The organism is Aneurinibacillus thermoaerophilus, assembly GCF_019603355.1.
Classification (GTDB): domain Bacteria; phylum Bacillota; class Bacilli; order Aneurinibacillales; family Aneurinibacillaceae; genus Aneurinibacillus; species Aneurinibacillus thermoaerophilus.
In genome coordinates this window covers 3343427-3365863 of the sequence record NZ_CP080764.1, presented here as the reverse complement: position 1 = coordinate 3365863, position 22437 = coordinate 3343427, and the positions used below count along the sequence as shown (strand labels likewise).

15 protein-coding genes are annotated in these 22437 nt (G+C 39.6%); all 15 read left to right on the top strand.

What is annotated here, in order from left to right; translation table 11 throughout:
- Window positions 1-2: 2 nt before the first annotated feature.
- The 15 genes from K3F53_RS17255 to K3F53_RS17185 all read left to right on the top strand — a co-directional run bounded on the left by K3F53_RS17255 (window position 3) and on the right by K3F53_RS17185 (window position 22423).
- The gene (locus K3F53_RS17255) at window positions 3-671 is read left to right on the top strand and encodes an acetyltransferase (protein WP_057897454.1); all 669 of its coding nucleotides are present in this window, start codon (window positions 3-5) and stop codon (window positions 669-671) included.
- 181 nt (window positions 672-852) lie between these two features.
- Window positions 853-1599: a WecB/TagA/CpsF family glycosyltransferase gene (locus tag K3F53_RS17250; RefSeq protein WP_220559180.1), complete on the top strand. Its 747-nt coding sequence runs from the start codon at window positions 853-855 to the stop codon at window positions 1597-1599.
- A gap of 45 nt (window positions 1600-1644) precedes the next feature.
- A complete protein-coding gene (locus K3F53_RS17245; RefSeq protein WP_057897456.1) occupies window positions 1645-2790 on the top strand; it encodes a glycosyltransferase family 4 protein in 1146 nt (381 codons plus the stop codon).
- Between the two features lie 275 nt (window positions 2791-3065).
- Window positions 3066-4721 carry an RCC1 domain-containing protein gene (locus tag K3F53_RS17240; RefSeq protein ID WP_057897457.1) on the top strand — a complete coding sequence of 552 codons (1656 nt, stop codon included), beginning with the start codon at window positions 3066-3068 and terminating at the stop codon, window positions 4719-4721.
- A 249-nt stretch (window positions 4722-4970) separates the two neighbouring features.
- A complete protein-coding gene (locus tag K3F53_RS17235; RefSeq protein ID WP_220559179.1) occupies window positions 4971-7622 on the top strand; it encodes an S-layer homology domain-containing protein in 2652 nt (883 codons plus the stop codon).
- A gap of 212 nt (window positions 7623-7834) precedes the next feature.
- Window positions 7835-8380 carry a winged helix-turn-helix domain-containing protein gene (locus tag K3F53_RS17230; RefSeq protein ID WP_246615659.1) on the top strand — a complete coding sequence of 182 codons (546 nt, stop codon included), beginning with the start codon at window positions 7835-7837 and terminating at the stop codon, window positions 8378-8380.
- Between the two features lie 31 nt (window positions 8381-8411).
- Window positions 8412-9437 carry a Gfo/Idh/MocA family protein gene (locus K3F53_RS17225; protein WP_220559178.1) on the top strand — a complete coding sequence of 342 codons (1026 nt, stop codon included), beginning with the start codon at window positions 8412-8414 and terminating at the stop codon, window positions 9435-9437.
- Window positions 9438-9457: 20 nt separating this feature from the next.
- Entirely contained in the window at window positions 9458-10585 is a 1128-nt protein-coding gene (locus K3F53_RS17220; RefSeq protein WP_220559177.1) for a DegT/DnrJ/EryC1/StrS family aminotransferase, read from the top strand.
- Entirely contained in the window at window positions 10586-11941 is a 1356-nt protein-coding gene (locus tag K3F53_RS17215) for a nucleotide sugar dehydrogenase (RefSeq protein WP_220559176.1), read from the top strand.
- Window positions 11942-11991: 50 nt separating this feature from the next.
- Window positions 11992-13083 (top strand): non-hydrolyzing UDP-N-acetylglucosamine 2-epimerase, encoded by a 1092-nt coding sequence (gene wecB / locus K3F53_RS17210; RefSeq protein ID WP_220559175.1) that lies wholly within the window; start codon window positions 11992-11994, stop codon window positions 13081-13083.
- Window positions 13080-13874, top strand: a complete 795-nt coding sequence (locus K3F53_RS17205; RefSeq protein WP_220559174.1) for an ABC transporter permease — start codon at window positions 13080-13082, stop codon at window positions 13872-13874. The genes wecB and K3F53_RS17205 overlap by 4 nt, the downstream gene beginning before the upstream one ends.
- On the top strand, window positions 13867-15708 hold the full coding sequence (locus K3F53_RS17200; protein ID WP_220559173.1) for an ABC transporter ATP-binding protein: 1842 nt from the start codon (window positions 13867-13869) through the stop codon (window positions 15706-15708). Before K3F53_RS17205 ends, K3F53_RS17200 begins: the two co-directional genes overlap by 8 nt.
- Window positions 15698-18649 carry a glycosyltransferase gene (locus K3F53_RS17195; RefSeq protein WP_220559172.1) on the top strand — a complete coding sequence of 984 codons (2952 nt, stop codon included), beginning with the start codon at window positions 15698-15700 and terminating at the stop codon, window positions 18647-18649. Before K3F53_RS17200 ends, K3F53_RS17195 begins: the two co-directional genes overlap by 11 nt.
- A 4-nt stretch (window positions 18650-18653) precedes the next feature.
- A complete protein-coding gene (locus K3F53_RS17190) occupies window positions 18654-21017 on the top strand; it encodes a D-glucuronyl C5-epimerase family protein (RefSeq protein WP_220559171.1) in 2364 nt (787 codons plus the stop codon).
- 185 nt (window positions 21018-21202) lie between these two features.
- Window positions 21203-22423, top strand: a complete 1221-nt coding sequence (locus tag K3F53_RS17185) for a glycosyltransferase family 4 protein (RefSeq protein ID WP_246615658.1) — start codon at window positions 21203-21205, stop codon at window positions 22421-22423.
- Window positions 22424-22437: the final 14 nt, after the last annotated feature.

The window sequence follows — 22437 nt, the reverse complement described above, 5'->3', positions numbered from 1 at the left end:
ACATGAAAAAAATCATTATTCTTGGTGCGGGCGGTCAAGGAAGGGAAACCGTCCAGCTAATCAAAGACATCAACAATGTCCGGCCTGAGTGGGAAGTGCTCGGTTATCTGGATGACACCCCATCCATTCACGGAGAGATACGCAATGGATTTCCGGTGCTCGGTCCATTGGACTTGTTAGCGGAACCGCGCTTCCGGGATGTGTTTGTCATTTGCGGGATAGGAAGTCCGCAGGTGAAAAAGAAAGTCATAGAGCACATAAAACAATGGCAGCCGACCGCACAATTTGCTACTTTGATTCATCCGACTGCCGTATGCGGCGATGAAAACAAGATCGGCGAAGGTACGACGATATGCGCGGGCAGCGTCATTACGACCAATGTCACCATCGGCGAACACGTGCTTATTAATTACGGTTGTACGGTCGGCCATGACTGCGTCATTGAAGACTATGCGGCGGTTTTGCCGGGCGCGAATCTATCCGGCAATGTCACGGTTCGCGAAGGGGCGCAGATAAGCGCCGGCGCGGTCGTGATTCCTGGTATGGAAATCGGTGAATATACAGTTGTTGGTGCGGGAGCGGTCGTTACTAAGCCTTTGCCTGCCCATTGTACGGCGGTCGGCGTTCCCGCCAGGCCAATAAAGCAGCATATCCTTTCTTTCCATGAGTAAACGAGGAAACACTCGCCATAATCAATAGCTCTAGGTTGTGAAATTTTGTCGAGAAAAAGGGATCTTTTTTTGTTTGTACTTTTGTCGGATCTAATATAAAATGGAGGCGGTATAATCTATATGGAGGATTGTACCGCCTTAGTATGTAGATGAAGAAAAACGGGAATGGATGAATACAGGTATGGATACATGTAAGCGGGTCACCATCTTGGGTGTACCGTTTCTGCATGCGACCAAGCAGGAGACGGTTGAACTGCTCACCCGCCGGATTGTGGACAACAAGAAAACACAAGTCGTAACGGCCAACCCGGAGATTGTTATGATGGGACGCCAGCATCCTTCGTACTTGAACTTGTTGCGCCGGGCTGAAGTGGTTACCCCGGACGGAATTGGCGTCGTACTTGCGTCCCGCTGGATTGGCGAACCATTGCCGGAGCGCGTGGCGGGTTACGAATTGCTGCACGCTTTGATGGTGCAAGCCGATACATACGGTTGGAAATACATGCTGGTTGGTGCTTCTCCCGAATCCAGCGCGGGAGCTGCGGAAACACTAAAGAAACAATACCCTAATGCTTGTTACAGCGGGCATTTTGACGGGTATTTTTCCAAGGAAGAGGAAAAGAACATCTTGGATCATATCAAGCGGGAACGCCCGCACCTGTTGTTTGTGGCGCTTGGCGCCCCGCGCCAGGAAGAGTGGATCGCCCGCCATTTGCCAGATTTGCCGGTCAATCTGGCGATGGGCGTCGGTGGCAGCTTTGACGTACTGTCCGGTAAAGTCAAGCGGGCGCCTGAAGTCTGGCAGAAACTGAATCTGGAATGGCTGTATCGTCTTCTGTCGCAGCCGAAGCGTTGGAGAAGGCAGTTGCTTTTGCCGAAGTTCGTGCTATCGGTACTGTGGAATCAAGTTATACTGCGTAGAAAATGAAGCAAAAGACTGAAGGATATAATTGAAAATATAAGGAGAGGAAACATGGAGAGTAGTTATATTTACGGGTTTATTCTTTCGCTTGTCGTGGCGCTCATAGCGACGCCGCTTGTGAAAAAGCTCGCGATTGCTGTCGGCGCTGTGGATAAGCCCAATCACCGTAAAGTTCATCAGCGTCTGATGCCGCGTCTTGGAGGACTTGCGATTTACCTCGGTTTTTTGGCGGCGTACCTGCTGGTATTCCCTCCGTTCCTTGAGAAAATTGGCCCGTTTCTTGAGCAGATGGGCATTTCTTCTGAAGCGATGGTGGAGACGTATTCTCGGGCGACGTTGGGAATCTTTATTGGCGGTACGATCATTGTGCTGGTGGGCGCGCTCGATGACCGTTTCGAATTGTCTCCAAAGTTGAAGCTATTAGGCCAGATTGTGGCTGCGGCGGTTGTTGTGTACTATGGCCTGCGAATTGAGTTTGTAAATTTGCCATTTCAGGGCATGCTAAGCTTTGAGTGGGATTGGATTGCCATAGGGATTACAATTTTTTGGATTGTTGGGATTACGAATGCGGTTAACCTGATTGACGGGCTGGATGGACTGGCCGCCGGTGTATCGGGCATCGCCACGGCCGCGATGATGATTATGGCGGTATTCGTGATGCCAAATCCAGTGGTCGCTCTGTACTGTGCGATCTTGTTGGGCGGGATTCTTGGATTTCTCCGTTACAATTTCCACCCGGCTAAAATATTTATGGGCGACACTGGCGCCTTGTTCCTTGGATTTAATCTGGCGACATTATCCATTATGGGTTTCAAAAACACAACCTTATTTGCTTTTATTATACCGATTCTGATTCTTGGGGTACCGCTGTCGGACACGATTTTTGCGATGGTGCGTCGTTTCCTCAATAAGCAGCCGATTTCGGTGGCAGACAAGGAGCACTTACATCACTGCCTGCTGGCGATGGGATTGTCTCACCGCGGCGCAGTGCTGGCAATCTACGGTATCAGCTTCGTATTCGCGACTGCGGCGATTGTGTTCTCGCAGTCAACGCTGTGGGGCGCGCTCATTATCGTATGCGCGTTGCTATTCATTTTGCAACTTGTCGCCGAGCTCATCGGTTGGGTCGGCCAGAAGAAAAAACCGCTTCTGGAAACGGCCCGCAGAATCAAGCAGATGACAACAGGAAAGCAATGAGTGAAAGAGACGAGTGCTTGGCGCTCGTCTTTTTATTAGGCTTTTTTCCACCAGCTTTTTACCGCCCACCGCAACAGCATGCTGCTTGACGTCTGGCTGGACGCTTTTGGCGTTTTCTATAGTATTCTCCTCGCGTTATGGCTGCTTCGCTCCCGCCGCTCAAAAACGTTCGCTTGCAAATCATAAAGGAAATAAAACGATTTTCTTCTAAAAAAGACCTATAATAAAGTAGAATAATAATTAGATCGACTATTAATAATTGGGAGAGGACAAAGATGAATAAAAAGAACACGTTGATTCCGTTGGTCACGGCGTGTGGGTTACTATCTGGTGCATGGTTGCCCGGAGCGCCGGTTGTTTTGGCACAGGAAATCAAAACAGGAGCGCCGGCTGTTGTCAGCATCCAGACCGAAAACGGAATGGACGCGAAAGCCAAACAGCCGACTGACGTAAGATGGGTGATTCGTTTTAATACGCCAATCGAACGCTATACGGTCGATGATAGCGCTTTGTTCGTAAAGGATGAATCCGGTAATAAAGTATCTGTCACGCTTGTGTTTGGCGATAAAGATCAAACCATTACGGTCAAACCGCCCACAAACGGATATGGATCGGGACAAACATACTTTTTGTGCGTAAACGATAGTATTTACGCCAAGTCAGGCAAGAAACTCAGCGCCTCGGTCACACAGAAATTCCAAATTCAAAATGAAATTGTAAGCATTCAGGGAGATAAAGACCACACCTTCTTCATCGGTAAAAAAGAAGTTTGGAGAAGCGGAAAGGAAAACTTCCTACCGACAACAGAACAAGGCAAAAACCTTGCGACCCCGCAGCTTTTTAAAGAGCTGAGCGATATAAAAACCATTGTGAATGGCAAGGAGCATTTCCTGGCGCTGACCAACGACGGAACGGTCTGGGCCTGGGGCACAAACAAATCCGGCGAACTGGGCGATGGTACGAACCAGTCACGCAATACGCCGGTACAGGTAAAAGGATTGAGCGATGTTATAGAAGTCGTAGCGGCCAACGACAGTGATGGCAATGGCTATAGTCTGGCATTAACGAAGGATGGCACCATTTATGCGTGGGGCAGCAATAAATACGGCCAGCTGGGATTGGGCGAAGGAGCAGGAGCCTTTGTTAAAACGCCCACGAGAGTTTTGGAGGTGCGGGACATAGCGTCCATTGCTGGCGGTCAGGGCCACGCGTTTGCCGTAAAAAATGATGGCACGGTTTATGCGTGGGGCCGTAACAATGAAGGTCAGCTTGGCGACGACACGACCAAAGACCGCTACATCCCTGTCCGCATTGATGATTTGAAAGGAATTTCCAGGATCGTCATGGGAACGAACCATATCATCGCTTTTCAACGGAGTGGCAATATGTATGCGTGGGGCAATAACGATTTCGGCCAGCTTGGTAATGGTAGTAATGGTGCTAGTAAAACTCCTGTCCAGGTTAACTTTTTATCCGATGTCCAGCAGCTCTTTACGGTTGGAGACAGCAATTTTGCTTTGAAGAGTGATGGAACGGTTTGGGCCTGGGGCAAGAACGATGAAGGACAATTGGGTGATGGAACGAGAGAAAATCGTTTGATGCCTGTAAAAATCGAAGTCCTCACTAAAATCAAGATGATTTCTGTAAGTGAAGATCACGGGCTTGCGCTTGATGAAGACGGAAAAGTCTGGGCCTGGGGCAAAAATAATCAAGGGCAATTAGGCATAGGAAAAACAGAAGGAAAGGAAAGCAGCGTGCCTGTTCAGGTTGGCAAACTATCAAATATCAAACAAGTATATGCGAAGTCCGGCAGCAGTTTCGCCATTGGAGAGGACGGAACGGTCTGGGCCTGGGGCGAAAACGGAGCAGGGCAACTAGGGGAAGGAACCGCCAAGAACCAGCCGGCTCCCGCAAAAACCCCTACATTTTAGCAGTGCGAAACAGTCCGGCTGCTCCATCAGCCGGACTGTTTTCTGATGATATCGCTTGAAAAACTCGCAACGTAGCGTTCTGCCTTTGCTATATAAACATGAGGGTAAGCGGGCAAAGACCGCGGGGCTTTCTTGAAACATTTACAATATTATCTTCGTCTAGTATACGTTACCTGCAAAATCTTTTAAAATTAAGTATAGTAGAGAATGACATGATACAAAAACAAGAAAGAGGAGTGACCGTGAGACATGAAGCGTATTACACGTACTATCGTTCCGTTTACGCTTGCCGGACTGCTTAGCGTAAACGGACTTCTACCTGCTGTGGCTGATGCCGCGTCGAATGCTGCATCCGGCCAGTTTAAAGATGTGTCTGCCAATCACTGGGCCAGCCAGTATATTTTGAAGATGGGGCTTCGCGATGTGGTGGCCGGATATAACGACGGAACGTTTAGACCGGACGAAAGTGTAACGCAATTGCAGGCGCTGGCGATGGTTGTCCGAAATATGGGACTTACGGAAGAAGCGAAAAAATACGAGAGTACGGCGATTCCGTACAGTGTGCCGGACTGGGCAAAAGGTTCCGTTGCGCTGGCGATTTCCAAAGGGCTGATTAAGCCAACGGAGAAAAACTTTTATCCAGATATGCCTGCTTCGCGCGCCTGGGTCGCACAGCTTATGGTTCGCATGATTGACAAGGAGTCGGAAGTAGGCAAAGCATCTTCCACCTTGTTTACCGACGGATCAAGCATTCCGGATTGGGCGAAGGGGTATGTAGATGTAGCTGTTGCGAATGACTTAATCTCCGGATACAAAGAAGGAGCAGGAACGGCTTTCAAGCCGAACCGTGCCGTAACGCGCGCGGAAATGGTCACCATGCTCAGCAAGGGAGAACGTTTCCTTAAGATTGAATCGGCTAACACCCGCATCGGTTATCTGCAAAGCGTAAGCGGCAATACGTTAACGCTGACCGATGAGTCAGGCAAGGAACAGTACCGCTATACCATTACAAGCGACACCCAGTTTTATAACGGAAATGTAAAGACAACATCCGCTAATCTGGGAACGGACAGTCAATTGCTCGTTATTAGTGAAAATGGACAGGCTCGATACGTGGAAGTCATCAACTTTAAACAAAAGTCGAAATATGACAAAGCGGTACTGGAAAAAGTGTTTATAGAAGCCAACACGGTTGTATTGCGCCTGGCTGATGGAAAATTGCAAACTTATACGATCGCCAAGGATGCGGTAATCGGAGCAGGAATGGACAGGCTTAAGCTTTCCGATTTTGTGAACGGCGATGAGGTAGAATTCAGATTGAACACGGATGGACAGGTTTCTGAATTGTTCCGTACGGGCTTAAGCAAGGCACAAAGCTTGCAAGGCAGTGTCTATGATGTCGACAAGCAAAACAAATTGCTGACGATTAAAGCGTCCAGCGGAAAACTGGAGACGTACCAGTACAGTGATATTACGTATGTCGAATACAAAGGCAAGCGGTTCCCGAGCATCGAAGATTTACTTCCGGGCGATGAGGTTAAGCTGGAGCTGACGAACGGCATCGTCAGCAAGGTTGTTGTCGAAGCGGAAGCCGGCAAAACAAATGGGGGAGACGTTGGAACGGTTAAGGCGATCAGCGATAAGGATCGATTCGTAACTCTGCAAGGTGAAGATGGAAAGATTCAGGCATATACGGTTGCACAGAACGCCATTATTACGCTAAACGGTGCGCTTGCGCCTACGCTGGCGGACGTGAAAGTCGGCGACAAAGTGGAATTTAAAGTACAGAAGGATATGATTACGTCACTGGCTGTGAAGAATCGTACCGTCTACAACAATAAAGACTTATTGTCCGGCAGCATCTTTGCTCTGGATAAAAAGAACCGTATTCTTTCGCTGAAGACCACCAACGGTGAACTCAAGGCGTACGAGGTCGTTTCCAACGCGGAGATTTTGATTAACGGTTCATCGAAAAAAGAGCTGGATGCACTGGATAAGGATATGAATGTTTCGATTCAGCTGAACGAAGACAACAAAATTATCTATATTAACGCCGATAACCGCGTCCGGGCCGAAGTGGTACGCGTAAATACGGATGATAAGTTGTTGACAGTGAAGCTGGCAACAGGCGAAACGAAAGTATACGTAGTTGATCCGAAGGTAGATATTACGATTTACGATGTGCGCGGTGAGGATCTGCGCGATCTGCGGATTGGCGACAAGATCGCGATGAAGATGAATGGAAACAAGATTACGGATATTGAAGTGGAACGCTCGTTCGTTTACCGTGTTACAGAAAATGGGGGCACATACTCGAATCGCCTCACCGTACAGGATGAAAATGGAAGATCGCATGATGTCATCATCGATAGCCGCGTGACCTTCTCCATTCCGGGTATCCCGTACCCGAGAGTGTCTGATGTGAAGAAGGGCGATGTGCTACGGGCCACATATTTGGGTGATGATCTCAAAGAAATTGCGATTGTGCCGAACGTATATGGACAAGTTGTATCTGTGTCTCCGGAAACGGGCCGGATTGTGGTGCGTGACTTGAACGGCGTGACCAGCGAAGTGACTGCTGCATATGGAACAACAATCCAGATTGGTGATCGCCAATATACGAATATCAACGTTTTGAAGTCGGGTGATCGTGTACAGGTGGCAGAGGCAACCAATGGCGCGAAAAGTATCGTTGTACTGACGAAAGTCGAGACTACCTTTAATTCGCTTGATCCGCTGGGCGACCGAATCTATACCGCGAAGCAAAGCTACTACCTGCCGGACAGCCTGTTTAACCGTCAGGTCAACCTGCAATCGCTGTTGCGCGGTCTGCGTAAAGGTGACAACGTAGCGATTTACCTGCTGAATAATGAAGTGTACGAAATAGAGAAGGTAAATTAAATGAAGAAAGACTCGCGGCTTTCATCCGCGAGTCTTTTCTATGATTCGATGTGAAATGCGCGTTTATTCAGGGCATACAGCTTAAATAAACAAAGCGAAAAAATTTTTTGACCGCAACAAACCGCTGCGGTTGACGTCTAATAAAATGACGAGTAAAATTATTACTCGAAAATGATTTCCTTTCCTGCTGATTTTTGCAGGATGGTTCCGGAGTGAAGAAATTGCTGGACTATTTAATTACGTCGAAAACGCGGATCAAACTTTTGCTGAAGTTTTTTTTGAACGCAGAAGCGCGCGGCTATTTGCGTTCGCTGGCGGAAGAGTTCGGCGAGTCGACCAACGCGGTGCGCGTGGAACTGAACCGGCTGACAGAAGCGGGCTTGCTGGAGGCAGAAAGCGAAGGCCGGATGAAAGTGTACCGGGCGAATAAAAAGCATGTGTTATTTGGAGAATTGCATAGTATTGTGAAGAAATATGTGGGAATTGATCGATTGGTTGATGATGTATTACAACATTTAGGTAATGTGGAATTAGCGTTTATTACGGGTGATTATGCAAGAGGAATTGATTCAGGTACTATTAACTTTACAATTGTAGGGGAAATAGATGAGCACTATTTGGAAGTGTTAATAAAGAAGTCAGAAAGTTTAATTGGCAGAAAGATTGAGGTTACACTACTTGGCCGTGAAGAGTTTAATAAGTATAGAGAGAAGTTTGAACAGCAAAAGATGCTCGTCGTATGGGGAGAAATTAAATAGTCTTTTTGTACTTTTAGAAGGAGATATACAAATGATTAGATTTGCTATTGTTGGATGTGGCCATATTGCCAAAAAACATATCGAAGCTATTAGAAGTATTAATCATGCTGAATTAGTTGCTTTTTGTGATAATAATCCGGCTCGCTTGGAAGAGTTTAAAGATACATATAAGATAAAAGGATACTTATCATTGGAAGAGATGTTGGAAAATGAACCGCAAATTGATGCAGTTAATATATGTGTTCCAAGCGGTCTTCATGCAAATTTAGCTATTAAAGCGGCAAGTTATGGAAAGCACATTATCGTTGAAAAGCCTATTGCTTTGACTATAGAAGATGCCGATTCGATTATAGAAGCTTGTGAAAAAAATAATGTAAAGCTAACCGTCGTTCATCCAAATCGGTTTCGGCCAGCAGTTATCGCCTTGAAAGAAGCAATGGATAACAACTTGTTTGGAAAAATAAGTCATGCAAATGCTACGGTTCGCTGGAATCGAAATCAAGCCTATTACGATCAGGCAGCATGGCGTGGTACGAAGGATATGGACGGTGGGGTCCTCATGAATCAGGCAATACATAACTTGGATTTGCTTCTCTGGCTGGTTGGACCTGTTGAGGAAGTACAAGCTTATACCGCAACTCGTTTGCGTAACATTGAAGCCGAAGATGTAGCGGTAGCGACCCTTATATTCTCCAATGGTGCTTTAGGTGTAATAGAAGCTGCATCGACTATTTATCCTAAAAACTACGAGGAATCGCTTAGTATATTTGGAGAAACGGGAAGTGCTGTTATTGGAGGCACAACGGCTAATTGGATTAAGCATTGGGTCTTTGAAGAAGTTGATGAGACAGACGCAGTAGCACTAATCGAAAAGATTAACCTTGATCCCTACGGTATTTCTGGACATCAGCAGATTATTACTGATTTTGTCGAGGCGATTCAGCAAAATCGTTCGCCGAAAGTAACTGGAGAAGATGGGAAGAATGCTTTGAAGTTAGTATTAGCCATATATGAAGCAAGCGAAAGAAAAAAACCAGTAAAATTAAAGCATTTATAGGAAATAAGGGAGAAATTGTTATGCAAAAAGTAATCAAACAAATTCAATTGTTGGATTTAAAAGCACAATATCAAATGATTAAAGAAGAAATAAAAATTGCCATTGACGAAGTATTGGAAAGCGGAAATTACATAATGGGGCCGACTGTTAAAAAGTTTGAAGAATCTTTGGCTGAATATTGTGGTGTCAAATATGCCATTGGTGTAGCAAATGGAACAGATGCCCTTTTATTAACATTGGATGCGCTTGAAATTGGACCTGGCGATGAAGTAATTACGACGCCGTTTACTTTTTTTGCCTCGGCAGAAGTTGTTTCCCAGTTAGGTGCAACTCCTGTATTTGTTGACATTGATCCTGATACATATAATCTGGATGTAACCAAACTTGAAGCTGCTATCACTTCAAAAACAAAGGCGATTATACCGGTTCATATTTTTGGGCAACCAACCGATATGGATGAGATAATGGAGATTGCTAATAAATATAATCTATATGTTGTAGAAGATGCTTGTCAGGCGATTGGTGCAACATATAAAGGTAAAAAAGTTGGCTCAATTGGAAATGCAGGGTGCTTCTCCTTCTTCCCAACAAAAAACCTTGGAGGCTATGGTGATGGAGGAATTATTGTCACAAATGACGAGGAATTAGCTCGTAAAGTTCAAATTCTTCGTGTGCATGGAAGTTATCCTAAGTATTACCATTCGATGATTGGGTATAATAGTCGTTTGGATGCCTTACAGGCAGCGACTCTCCAGGTAAAGTTGAAGTATATTGATCAATGGAATCAAAAGCGGAGAGAAAAAGCTGATTTCTATAGCCAATCTCTGAAAGGGTTACCGATTCAATTACCTTTTATAAAAGCAGAACGTGAAGCGGTGTACCATTTATATATTATTCAAACAGAATATCGGGATGAGCTTATTCAATACTTAAAAGAGAATGGGATTTCATCTGGAATTTATTATCCTGTTCCGTTGCATCGTCAAGAGGTATATGCTGACCTAGGTTATAAAGCAGGAAGTCTTCCAGAGTCCGAGAAAGCGGCTTTAGGAACGTTGGCGTTACCGCTATATCCTGAATTAACAACAGAAGATCAGGAACACGTAATTTCAGTTGTTAAAGAATTTTTTGCAAGGAAGGGTAATTAAATGAGTATATCAGCAACTGTACGATTATCTTCATTAGCTAATAGTTTAATAGAAAAATTTAATAAAAGAGAAGCTGTTATTGGAGTAGTCGGATTAGGGTATGTTGGTTTACCATTGGCTGTAGAAAAAGCGAAAGCAGGATTTAATGTAATTGGTTTTGATGTCCAAAAAAATAAAGTTGATATGGTTAATCAGGGAATTAACTATATTGGTGATGTGGTTGATGACGATTTACGTCGAATTGTACAAAATCAAAAGTTAAAGGCAACAAACAACTTTTCTTTTATTCATGAAGTTGATGCAGTAGCAATATGTGTGCCGACACCTTTGGATATTTATCAACAACCAGATACGAGTTATGTTGAGTCTTCTACTCGTGAAATTGCTAAATATATTCGACCAGGAACGTTGATCGTACTAGAAAGTACCACTTATCCAGGAACAACAGAAGAGTTGGTTAAGCCCATTTTGGAACAATCAGGCTTAAAGTGCGGAGTAGATTTCTTTTTGGCATACTCTCCGGAGCGTGTTGATCCGGGTAATAAGCAATATAATACTAAAAATACTCCCAAGGTTGTAGGGGGCGTAACAGAGGAATGTACCAAAGTAGCTGCTTCTATGTATCGTGCAGTTTTGGAAGGAGAAGTGCATGAGGTATCAAGCCCGGCAGTAGCTGAGATGGAAAAGATTTACGAAAACACGTTCCGTCATATAAATATTGCTTTGGCCAATGAAATGGCTATACTATGTCAAAAAATGGGTATTGATGTGTGGGAAGTCATTGATGCAGCAAAGACTAAGCCATACGGATTCATGCCATTTTATCCTGGGCCAGGATTAGGCGGGCATTGTATTCCAATCGATCCATTTTATTTAACATGGAAGGCGAGAGAATATAATTATCATACTCGCTTAATCGAATTAGCCGGTGAGATTAATAATAGTATGCCTGATTTTGTAATTAATAGAACCATGGAGATACTAAATCAGGAAAGAAAATCTTTAAATGGTTCTAGGATAACTGTATTAGGTGTTGCTTACAAAAAGGATATTGACGATGTCCGTGAGTCGCCAGTTCTATCCATTCTTAAAAGGTTAGAATTAGCGGGTGCATATTTTGATGTAGTAGATCCGCACGTACCTAAATTTAGTTTAAATGGGAAAAATATCGAAACAGTAGAATTGAGCAAAAAAGTGCTACAAAGCGCGGATTTAGTTATGATAACTACCGACCATAGTGCTTTTGATTATGATTTGATTATCAGTGAATCGAAAGTAATTTTTGATACGAGAAATGCGTTAAAAAATGCGTTAAAAGATAAAAAATTCAACTCTTCTTTATACTATAAGTTATGACAATTGATGATTTTTGAAAATCTAAAAAGGCTAAAGGGTGATTTATTGTAATGAAGGTCGTTACGATAGTGGGGGCAAGACCTCAATTTATTAAAGCTGCCGCTGTATCACGAGCTTTTAATAATTTAAATTCCAAAAAGTCTCTTGCTGAAGTGATAATTCACACCGGACAACACTATGATCATAATATGAGTGAAGTTTTTTTTAAAGAGCTAGGGATTCCTCAACCTGACTATAATCTTCATGTAGGTTCTGGCTCGCATGCACAACAAACAGCAGATATGTTGAAAGGGATTGAAGAAGTTCTTCGAAAAGAACAACCAGATTGGGTATTAGTATATGGTGATACTAATTCAACAATTGCGGGAGCTCTTGCTGCAAGTAAAATGCATATACCTATAGCTCATGTTGAGGCCGGTTTAAGGAGTTATAATCGTAGAATGCCTGAGGAAATAAATAGGGTACTAACAGATCATGTTTCTACCCTTCTTTTTTGTCCAACAAAAACGGCGGTTACTAATTTAGAACGTGAAGGAATTACAGAAGGTGTAAAAAATGTTGGAGATGTTATGTATGATTGTATGCAATATTATCGAGCTAGGCTAGAAACTAGTTCCGTTCTTCCGTTTGGAGTACAACGGAAAGGCTTTGCATTAGCCACGGTACATCGTGCTGAAAATACGGATTCTCCCCAATCGCTTCGGCAGATTTTTGATTCATTTAAAGAGATATCTAAGCAGATTCCTGTATTAGTTGCACTGCATCCTCGTACACGAAAATTTATAGAGAATTATAATATCGATATTTCCGATTCTATAAAAATACTTGAACCATTACCTTATTTGCAAATGATTGAATTGGAACATAATGCAAAAGTGATACTAACTGATAGCGGTGGTGTACAAAAAGAAGCTTTATTTGTGGAAACACCTTGTATTACGTTAAGAGAAGAAACAGAATGGGTTGAAACAGTAGAAATTGGTGCAAATGTATTATGTGGAGCTAATAAATCAAGGATTTTAGATGCTTATTATCGTGTGATAGATGGTGATTTTAAAGTTGATTGGTCATCAAATATATATGGAGATGGTAAGGCATCAGATAAAATAGTCGAATTGTTAGTTGGTGATCACAGCTCATGAAAATAATAGAACCGTTTTTGATTTTATATAGATTCAGAAATCTGCTATGGCAAACTACAAAGAGTGATATTAGAACACGTTTTGCAGGTTCTGTATTAGGTATGTTCTGGCTATTCTTTTATCCGCTATTGTTGCTTGGAGCATATGCTATGGTATATATATTTATTTTTAAAGTGAAATTTCATTTGTTTAATTCTAATGAGTATGTAGCTTTAATCTTTTGTGGGCTAATTCCCTTTATTGGTTTTTCTGAAGCGCTGAGTAATGGGGTGTCATCAGTTGTTTCTAATTCAAGCTTAATAAAAAATACATTATTTCCTATTGAATTAGTTCCTGTTAAGGCAGTGTTAGTTTCACAAAGCACTCAATTTACAGGAATGATTATGCTGTTGGCTGTTTTAGGGTTATTAGGAAAATGGACAGTTTGGCTTCCATTTTTCCTTGTTATATGGTTACTTCAAATATTGTTTTCAATTGGTCTGATGTGGATTCTGTCGAGTATAAATGTTTTTGTAAGAGATCTCCAAAGTATTGTTTCTGTTTTAATACTACTACTAATGTTGATAAGCCCAATAGCTTATACTGAAGATATGATTCCAGCAAATCTTCAGCCTTTTTTGGCGTTAAATCCAATGTATTATCTAATTGTTTCTTATCAGGATGTTTTAATGTTAGGTCATTTTCCTAGTAAAGATGTTTTTTTGATACTGCTTCCTGTTTCTTTGTTGACATTTATTTTGGGGTATTGGTTTTTTATAAAAATGAAGCGGGTGTTTGTAGATAATGTCTAATTTGGCTATAGAAATAAAGAAATTAGGTAAACTGTATAAGCTATATAATTATCCTAAAGATAAAATATTTGATGCCTTTGGATTGAATTTCTGGAAGAAGAATTATTATCAAGAATTTTGGGCATTACGTAATCTAGACTTGAAAATAAAAAAAGGTGAACGGGTTGGTATTATAGGGCGTAATGGAGCGGGTAAAAGCACACTTTTAAAAATCATTATAGGAAATGTTTCCCCTACTGAAGGAGAAATTAAGGTTAATGGGAATATTCAGGCTTTAATGGAATTAGGGACTGGTTTTCATCCCGAATTTACAGGTAGGGAAAATATTAGAGCCTCATTGTCTTATCAAGGTCTTTCTGCCAAGGAAATAGCTTTAAAAGAAGATGAGATTATAGACTTTGCAGAACTAGAGGATTTTATTGATCAGCCAATTAAGACATATTCTGCCGGTATGTATGCAAGACTTGCTTTTTCTACTGCTACAGCCATAGAACCGGAGATATTAATTATTGACGAGGTATTGGGAGCAGGCGATGCATATTTTGCTGGAAAAAGTGTAGAAAGAATGAGAAAACTTACAGAACAGTCTGGTGCTACTGTTCTGTTTGTAAGTCATGACTTGAATAGTGTTCTGCAGTTGTGTGAACGGATAATCTGGATTGATAAGGGGAGGATACGAGCTGATGGTAATCCTCTTGAAATTATTAAAGAATATTCAGCAATGGTACGTAAAGAAGAAGAAATTCGTTTGCGTGCTAGGGACTTGAAAGTATTAAAAAAACATGCTGCTGCTCTTGAGCGTTACGAGGATATTTATCAGCCGTTGTTATTTCACTTTGTTACAGAGAATGGAAAAGAGCCTATTGGTAGAAGCCGAGTATACTCATTAACCTTATCATCAGCAGAAGGACAGATAGGGCGAATTGATGTTGGTCATCCTATGGATAACTCATTAGATCAGCCTCATCATTTAATTGATACGAAAGGATTTATGGATTGGGGACCAGCATGTAAAGATAAAGATGAGATGTATCGTGAATATACAAACTTAAAAGGTAAATATCGTCATGCCCCATTCGAGTTTTCTGTTCCTAAATCGTTGTTGATTAATAGTAGGGGTAACCTAACTTTAGAAATTGATATGGAAGTAACAAAAGATACAATTGCAATTGAAGTTTATGATGGAAGTGACTACAAGCGAATTCAGCTCTTATCTCCTGGAAGCCGTTCTATTTATAAAATTGAAGTTCCTTGCAATATTTTTGATGTTAGACGAGATGATTCTGAAGTCGAAGAAAAGTCTGTTTTATCCACATCAAATTCAATAATAGATTTATCCACTGATTTGGAAAGTGCGGTGACCACAGATGAAATAAATGAATACGGGAATAAAGAAGCTCGTATTGTTGCGGTTCGTATGCTTGATCATGAGGGGAAGGAAGCAAAGGTTTTTGAGATAGAAAAACCCATGGAAGTTCACTTTCAGTATACTTCTGATGTTGAATTAATTAATCCTGTTTTCGTTTTTTGTATTTACTTACCTGATGGAAGATGTGCAAGTCAGTGGATTGCTGATGAAAATAGTTATGGTGATATGAAATTTTCTAATAAGGGAACTTTTGTTTTTTCAATCAAACAATTGTTTTTAGGAAAAGGATCATATGTTGCTAGTGCAGCTATATTTAAAAAATCCTCTTACATTGGTGTTGAGGCAGAAAGTTATCATGTGTTAGATAGAAGCATTCATTTTCAAGTGGTTCAAGCGATTAATGATAATGTAGAAAAAGGTTTATGTGTACAACCTTTTGAGGTGAGATATTTAAATGATAGATGAAGGTATTTACTATGAGCAAGAAAAAATATGGGGTAATTCTCCAGAAAAATATCAAGTGCAGGTGCTTTTTGACATTATTGATATATTGCCTGAAGACGTAGAAAGCATTTTAGATGTTGGATGTGGTGATGGGCATATTACTAACTTATTGCCTAAAAATCTTCGTGTTGTAGGTGTTGATATAAGTGAGGAAGCGCTTAAGTATGTGAAGAGAGAAAAGGTAGTTGGTTCCATAGACAAGCTTCCCTTCCCGGATAACTCATTCGATCTTGTTATGATTAATGATGTTCTTGAACATTTGCCAGAGGATATATATGATAAGGGGTTAAATGAACTGCAAAGAGTAGCAAATAAGTATATCCTTATTACAGTTCCTCACAATGAGCAGATAGAGACAAACGAAGCGAGATGTGCTTCTTGTGATACAATTTATCATATACATTGGCACCAAAGAGCGTTTGATGAAGGTAAATTAAGATGTTTAATACAAAACAATGATTGGAAAATTAGTGAAGTAAGATATAGTGGAGACACAACGTTACCTCCCTTTGATCCTACAATTAAAATACAAAGAGAAATAGGAATTTATCAGCATTGGGATGGAGCTGTTTGTCCTAATTGTGGATCAAATGAGCAAGCCGGAAAAGCGCTGAGAGATGAGGTTAGTATAAAAGTTATTGAGGCAACAAGGCATAAAAAATGGTTTGGTAATCCTAATAACCTTATTCGTAATAATAGAAGTGAAATAATGGCTCTTTATAAGTCCAGGAATGCCTCAACCACTTTATCGAAGCCGATTCGTGTGATTAATGAAAAAAAAAGTGATTTATACTGTATTGATTTTCAAAATAAATTGCAAGCCGTACATCCTGATTTTACAATTGGCTCGGGATGGGCAAGATTTAGATTGCCAGAAAATGTAGAGTTTGTTGATGGAGGAATTGCAAAATCGTGTTTAGAGATGAATGGAACTGAAGTACCTATGCGTTTTCCTGTAGTTCCTAGTATAGGAGATTGTATTGTAATCGAAGCTACAGGTAGTAAAACCGATGATGGTTTAGCTTTATATGCAATTGATGGAATTACAGGTCAAGTAGAGTTGCTTTTTGAGACCCATGTTACCGATAGGTATCAAACTTTCAAAATTACATTAGAATCTGTATGGAGTGCAGATAAATTTGGGCTTGCTCTTTCTGTGTATTTATATGGTGGTGTGAAATTACACAGGATTACATATTGTTCTAATACCAAAAGTAGCAGTATAGTTCCTTTTTTGCAATTAAACAAGGGACATAATGTACTGGTAATGGAAGAAAAAGAGTTAAAGCGTTCGTGGGGATTATGGGTAAAAGAAGCAGGATTATTTCCTAAACCTACATGGTTGAACGAAACTATGAATTCTTTTGAGGAGCATAATCCAGTTTCAATACATGAGTTATTACAGGCTAGTGAAGATTCTTATAATTTTTCTAAAAGAAAAATGAATTGGTTAAGTGCTGTTGTAGAGGAAATTGAGAGAAAAAGGAGTCAAACAGAGAAATTACTAGAAGAAAAAGAAAAGCAGAGAGTACATGTTGAAAAATTGCTAGAGGAAAAAGAAAAGCAGAGAGTACATGTTGAAAAATTGCTAGAGGAAAAAGAACAGCAAAGGGCACATGCAGAAATAGCCTACCAAAAATCTACGGAAAGAGAACAGTATTGGCATAATATCGCTACACGCAAAGTCCAAAAAGTTTTAATAATTTCTCATATGTTCCCTCATCCTGAGCAAAAGCTTAGTGGGCCATTTATACATGAACAAGTAAAAGCTCTAAGAGAATATGAAGGAATTGATGCTAGGGTGATATCTTGCAGACCATATTGGGTAAACGGATTAAATCCCTTTAGAATAATTAGGGCTTTTAGACATTACCCTCATTTAAATCAACAAGTTACTTGGACAGAATATAAAGATGTGCCAGTATTATATCCTTATTATCGTGTTGGGGTTCCTTTGATTCCTTTTCAGTTCCATGCTTGGTTGTATAGTTCAGCTGTTATGTCTGTAATTGATCGTGTATGGAAAGATTTCAAGTTTGATATTGTACATGCTCACACAGGGTATTTGGATGGAACAGCTGGTTTACAAGTAGCTAATCGTTTTCAGGTTCCTTTTGTTATAACGGAGCATACTGGCCCGTTTACTTATCTTACTGGGAAGCCTATTGTCAAACAGTTAACACTTCATGCTATTGAGAAAGCTGATCGAGTCTGGGCTGTAAGTGATGCGCTTGCAAATGAAATTAAAAGTTATTACTCAAATCAAGATACTATTGACAGAATTAAAACGTTATATAATGGGGTATCTACGAGTGAGTTTTATTACGAGCCTATAAAACAGAAAAAGAATAAAAATATAGAATTGCTATATGTAGGCTTTTTGGAAGATGTTAAAAATCCGCTTTGTTTAATTGAAGCTTTTAGCAAAGTAAAAAAGGTACTTCCTTCAATTTCATTAAAAATTGTGGGTGACGGCTCACTTTTTGATCAAGTAAAGGAAAAGATTAATCAATTAGGAATAAATGATTCATGTCAAATGCTTGGTTTAAAATCACGGGCTGACGTTGCTCGAATGATGCGTGAAGAATGTGATATTTTTGTTCTTCCGAGTAAAGTGGAGACTTTTGGAGTAGTATTGATAGAGGCTATGTCTTCTGGTAAGCCATTAGTAGCTACTAAATGCGGAGGACCAGAAAGTATTATTACGGAAGAATTTTTAGGTGAACTTTGTGAGAAGGAGAACGTTGATTCGTTAGCAGAAGCTATTTTGAAAGTGGCAAAAAATATAGATAAGTATGATTCGGAAAGAATAAGAGAACATGCTAAGAATAATTTTGATTATAAAGTATTAGCTCGGAAGTTATGTCAACAGTATCAAGAAATAGGTACAAATGAGGGATAGAATAATGTTCAAGACAAAAAATAAAGAATCATCATTCTGTAAAAAGTATATTATTATTTTTGTTATTGCTATTGTTTTGGTAAGCACTATAGTTTTAAATACTAGTGTCTATGCAAATGTGAAATTAGATAAAGGAAGTGGTTTAGATAAATTAGCTTTACAACAGTTTTATATAGGAAATTTTTATAAAAATATTTTTAATTCTAAAGATGATGAAAGTATTGTTAATCCTTATGTAGAGCCACAGATGGGATGGAAGACAGATGGAAAGCCTATTGCTAATCCAACAAAAGTTGCAGCAGATGGGTTAGCGTTTATATTAGCCAACAATGTATCCGCGGCAGATAAACATGCTCAGTGGCTGTTAAAACATTCTAAACAAATAGATGGTGCTATCTTCTTTCCTTTTAATTTCGATTTTGCACCATATTATCCTTATTCGTTAAAAGCACCTTGGAATTCAGCATTGACACAAGGGCTATCGCTTGGTCTTTTTTCCTATCTTTATGAAAAAACAAATGAAAAAAAGTATAAAGATGTTGCTGATAGAATTTATCGTTCTTATACAGTTCCAATAGAAAAAGGTGGCTTTACTCGTTTTGAAAAGGAAGGTCCTTTTTTTGAAGAGTATCCTACTAAGATACCAACAAGAGTATTAAATGGAGCAGCAGTAAGTATGTTGGCGCTTTATGATTATTCTGTCATTATGAACAATCATGAAGCTGAAGTTTTGTTCCAAAAATCAGTCGCAAGGTTTGAACCTTTATTGAAAGAGTATGAAGTAACACTTCCTTATTTTGGTTCACCTATTTCTTCGTATAGTTTAGCTCCTGTTAGGAAAGAAATTACGGGGAGATTTGTAGGTGATGGAAATGCTTTTATATTTAATGTAAAATTAATTGGGAAAAATAAAGATAATGAAAAGATCTTATCTGAGGTGAAGGTAGGATCGAAAAATGATGATGATGTTAATAATAATTTTTATATTTGGGCAGATCCGATTTATATGAATTGGGGGTCTCCTACTTCTTTACAATCAATATCGGGAAGGATGGTTAATGGCATTAAAGGAAAGTATAACCATTCGCCGTTTAAATTTGTATATTTAAATGATTTTAATAAATATAATCAGTTATTTATAGAAGTAAACTATATTTCGAGAGATAACAAGAATATTGATTTGCAATTATATGACGAAAATGAATATTGGTTAATTGGAAAACTACCTTCTTCTCTATCTATGCGGAAAGAACGTTTTGAGTTGAAACCTGAATTTATCGATAGTTTTTTGAAAAGAACGGCATCTAATCCGAATTCGCCAATCGATGTTAAATATTTGGATGATAATCAAATTTTAGTAGATATTATAGGTAAAGTAGCAAATTCTAAAACATTTTTATATTACGCAAAACGTTGGGAACATTCTAAAAAAATGGTTCCTGCCCGTTGGCTTGATCGTTTCCCAGAAAATTTGTTTGAAAATACTACGAATGAGCCGGTTATTTCGCTTACTTCTAATTCAGAGGAATCAAAACATGTGGAGTATCCTTCTATAATGAGAAATGGTGATATTTACTTTTTGTATTATAGTGCGTATGGCGATGATAATAGATGGAGAATATTTTTAGCTACTAGTAAAGATGGGCATAGCTGGGTAAAACAAGGGAGATTATTTGATGAGAAAAACCTAGAATTTAAAGGGAATTATGCTTTTCCATTTGTTATAGAGAATCCGATAAAAGGCGACAGTGAAAAGAAATATTTGATGTATTTTTCCGTTGCTCAAAATCAAGGTGACCAATATAACAAGCTGTATATAGCATATTCTCCCGATGGATTAAAGTGGAGAATAGGTAGAGAAATTTTAAAAGATAAAATTCTTGATCCTTTTATTACCATTACAGAAAATAATTTATTTGAAATGTATTATTGCTCTAATGCAAATGACGGAATTGAAATCAAAAAAGTCGTATCAAATGATGGCATAAGATGGGGTAATCCATCAGTGGTTATTAGAAAGGATAGTAAGTTAGCAGATGGTTATTATACTATTGGTGGAGTAAGAAAAGATGGTAAGTTAATATTATTTATAGAAGGAACCAATATTAACCAACATTATTTAGATATGTATATAGTACAAGGAGATAAAGTAACACCGTATTCAAATAATCCTGTATATGTTGATCGTGATTGGGAAGGAAGATGGGATAATATTCGCTATGGTTTAAATATTTTTCGAGATAATGGAAAATATTTCGTTTATTATAATGGAATCTCGACATTAGGCGCGGAAACAGGTGGGCAAATTGGAAGAGCTGAGTTGAAAACTCCTGTAATTGAAAAGTATCTGATGGAGAGTATAGAATAGTTTTTCAACATCTAGTTTGAAAAACGATAATTTAATGATTATAAAGGGAGAGTCTACACTAAAATATGTTTTACCGGGTACTAAGGAGCGAGTAATTTATGCTACAAGATATTAGGTGCAAAATTTTAGTGTAGGCTCCTTTTGTTTGAAGAACATAAAATGAATTTTTTATAGAGGTACAGTTAATGAAAATTGTAATGATAACCCCTGACTCTTATATGATTGATCGTCGTATATTACTTGAAGCAAAGACATTGGTTCAAGCTGGTCATTCTGTCATTCTTTTAGCGGGGTTTGAATGTCCTGAAGAAGAACACTATGTCTTAGATGGGATAGAAATTTACAGGTACAAATATGACTGGGATGATGAAAGGCTCAAAAAAATTAGAGCCATGCTACCTGATAATGACAAAATAAAGATGTTTGTTAATAAAGTCTTTATGAGACTGGCTCGAAAGTTTTTTGAGATTAATCCTTTTGACCAATTCATGATTACAAAATTACTTCAATTTGATGCAGATGTATATCATGTTCATGATTTACCATGCCTTAAAGCGGGTATTCAAGCTGCCCGTAAAAAAGGAGCTAAGCTTATTTATGACGCTCACGAACTTTATTATGCTCAGGATGTTTTACCAATTTCATTGCAACGTAAGTATTTTAAAGATGAAAAAAAATATATTCGTTATCCCGATGTTGTAATCACAGTGAATCCTTTCATTGCTGGTTTGATGGCTGAACGCTACCATATTAAAGAACCTGAAGTAATTATGAATTGTACAGAACTTCCTGATAGGTTTACAAGTTATACTGGCAACATAGTAAAAGAGAAAGGGGGAATTCCATCTGATTGGAAGGTTGTTCTATATCAAGGATGGATTTCTCCTGAGAGAAATATTGAGACATTAATAAAAGGAGTTTCTTTTTTCCCCGAAGATACTTGTCTGGCTCTTGTAGGTTATGGTGAATATGAGGCTACTTTAAGAAAACTTGCTGAAGAGTTAGGCGTATTAGAGCGAGTATTCTTCTTAGGAAAAGTGCCTAGCCATGAAATGCTATATTATTCTGTAGGTGCTGATATTGGTGTTATTCCTTATCGTCCTATTGATGAGAATCATCGCTATTGCTCACCAAATAAATTATTCGAATATGTTCTTGCAGGTGTCCCTATAATAACTGATGATTTACCATTTTTTCAAATGATGCAAGAGAAGTACGGATTTATTTGTGTAACTGATATGAGTTCACCTGAAGCATTTGGTAGAACCGTCACAGAACTGTTGGCATCTAATCAAAAATTATCGTCCATGCGAATAAATTGTAAGCGAGCGGCAGAAGAACTGAATTGGGAAGTGGAAGGAAAAAAACTTTTGGAGATATATAAGCATATAGCCACAAAAAAATAATGCGGGTGAAAATC

Coding starts and splice junctions, on each gene's coding strand:
- K3F53_RS17255 (WP_057897454.1), top strand. CDS start 3: ATGAAAAAAATCATTATTCTTGGTGCGGGCGGTCAAGGAAGGGAAACC.
- K3F53_RS17250 (WP_220559180.1), top strand. CDS start 853: ATGGATACATGTAAGCGGGTCACCATCTTGGGTGTACCGTTTCTGCAT.
- K3F53_RS17245 (WP_057897456.1), top strand. CDS start 1,645: ATGGAGAGTAGTTATATTTACGGGTTTATTCTTTCGCTTGTCGTGGCG.
- K3F53_RS17240 (WP_057897457.1), top strand. CDS start 3,066: ATGAATAAAAAGAACACGTTGATTCCGTTGGTCACGGCGTGTGGGTTA.
- K3F53_RS17235 (WP_220559179.1), top strand. CDS start 4,971: ATGAAGCGTATTACACGTACTATCGTTCCGTTTACGCTTGCCGGACTG.
- K3F53_RS17225 (WP_220559178.1), top strand. CDS start 8,412: ATGATTAGATTTGCTATTGTTGGATGTGGCCATATTGCCAAAAAACAT.
- K3F53_RS17220 (WP_220559177.1), top strand. CDS start 9,458: ATGCAAAAAGTAATCAAACAAATTCAATTGTTGGATTTAAAAGCACAA.
- K3F53_RS17215 (WP_220559176.1), top strand. CDS start 10,586: ATGAGTATATCAGCAACTGTACGATTATCTTCATTAGCTAATAGTTTA.
- wecB (WP_220559175.1), top strand. CDS start 11,992: ATGAAGGTCGTTACGATAGTGGGGGCAAGACCTCAATTTATTAAAGCT.
- K3F53_RS17205 (WP_220559174.1), top strand. CDS start 13,080: ATGAAAATAATAGAACCGTTTTTGATTTTATATAGATTCAGAAATCTG.
- K3F53_RS17200 (WP_220559173.1), top strand. CDS start 13,867: ATGTCTAATTTGGCTATAGAAATAAAGAAATTAGGTAAACTGTATAAG.
- K3F53_RS17195 (WP_220559172.1), top strand. CDS start 15,698: ATGATAGATGAAGGTATTTACTATGAGCAAGAAAAAATATGGGGTAAT.
- K3F53_RS17190 (WP_220559171.1), top strand. CDS start 18,654: ATGTTCAAGACAAAAAATAAAGAATCATCATTCTGTAAAAAGTATATT.
- K3F53_RS17185 (WP_246615658.1), top strand. CDS start 21,203: ATGAAAATTGTAATGATAACCCCTGACTCTTATATGATTGATCGTCGT.